At 66.2% G+C, this 1,667-nt stretch carries 1 protein-coding gene; it reads right to left on the reverse strand.

Going from position 1 to position 1,667, the window contains the following annotated elements; translation table 11 throughout:
* Positions 1 to 1,667: acyltransferase family protein (locus WBF82_RS21635; protein ID WP_424384979.1), on the reverse strand; the 1,667-nt coding region annotated here is incomplete at both ends.

Here is a 1,667-nt window from a genome sequence, read left to right on the forward strand (position 1 = left end):
TCAGGTGTACACCGTCGCTACGCACTTGGATGCCATCAACTTTCGCGGTGTAGACCCCGTCCGGGCACAGCTTCTTGTTCAGATCCAGTATCCGCACGCCTCTACGTCGGCCGATGGTCCCGCTCAATAATTTGTTCCATTCCTTCACCCGCTCGGGTTGATCCTCTGGCCACGAGTTGCCATCCGGGCGTTCACCCCGCCGGCTGTAGGGCAGATTAGCCACGGTCAGTGGCGCGCCGCTGGAGCTGAGAATGTCTACCGCGCTGCCCAATTCAGCTGTCAAGTAGGCGTCGAAGGCCGGGTCACCGATGTGAGTCCACCGACCCTCGTTGACTCGATCGACCGTCTCCCAGCGGCCGGCGATCAGCAGTATGGCGTCGGGCTGGTCTATCGCGATCTCTGATCTCCATCTACTCGGCCACGATTCGCATTCGCCCTTCTGATCCAGCGTCTCGCCCAGATAGCGGTACGGGCCGCCCCGCACCAAGCTGCAGCCGATCACGGTGTGGTCGATGAATTGGAACCCCGGAGTCGGCGGAAGGAAATGCATCAACGTCCAGCCGATCGAGTCGCCGAAGACCGACACGGTAAATGGCCGTCGTGGATCACGCTGCCCCACGGCGCGCGCAGGGATGAACGCCTTAGGCGGAGACGGTGAAACAACCGCGACCGATGACACGCCAGGTGGCAGGCTGCCCGCAAGCGGCCCGCCGCCGGGCCGGGCAGAAACCGGAACAACCAGCAAGATCACCGCGGCAGCCGTCGCGGCGGTCGCCCCAGCCAGCGGCAACAACGGCACCCGCACCGGTCGCCATCTCCGGATGGGCCGTTCGATCGCCCACCACGACACGATGGAAACCGCGAGCGTGGCGGCGCACCGGACAGCGAACAACGACAGCCCTGACCACCCGGTCCGTTCACCGTTGAGCACCAAAAAGATCGGCCAATGCCACAGGTAGACGCCGTACGAAATAGTGCCCAGCCACGCCACCGGACCCCACGCCAGCGCAACGGCCACGGGTCCGCGCTGGTCGAGCGCCACCGGGGCAATCACCAACACCGCCGCAATGGCCGCTACAAGCAGCAGACCTTCGTGGAACTCGCGGGCGCTGCCGGTGGCGTAGTGGGTGGCGACCCCCAACAGCGCCAGGCCGACTACCGGCAGCAGCCGCGCGATCCATTTGCCCCGCCGGGACCGGATCAGTGACCAGCCGCGGTTCAGCGACGACCAGTCGCTCACCAGTAGCGCCGATGCCGCCGCGCCCACCAACAGCGCCTGCGCCCGGGTGTCGGTGCCGAAGTAAACCCGGTCCCGGGTGGCGTCGGACACGAGCAGGATGGCCGCCGCGGCCGACGCCAGAGCACCCAGCGTGGCCAGCAACAACACCGTCAGGCGGACCCCGCCCAGCGTGGCCCACCGCTGCCGACGGCGAGCTCGCGCGGCCAACAGCACCGCCACCGTGACGAGCACGAGCGGCCAGATGATGTAGTACTGCTCTTCGACACCGAGCGACCACGCATGCTGCAATGGCGACGGCGTAGCGCCCCGGGTGAAATAGTCGGTCTTGTCTGCGACAAACATCCAGTTGGCCACCCAGAAGAAGGCGGCGACGGCGTCATCGCGCAAACCGGCGACGGCCTCGGGTGAAAAGAACTGCCGCCCAACC

Origin of the sequence: Mycobacterium sp., assembly GCF_049673265.1 — a bacterium.
In the GTDB taxonomy this organism is placed as follows: Bacteria; Actinomycetota; Actinomycetes; order Mycobacteriales; family Mycobacteriaceae; genus Mycobacterium.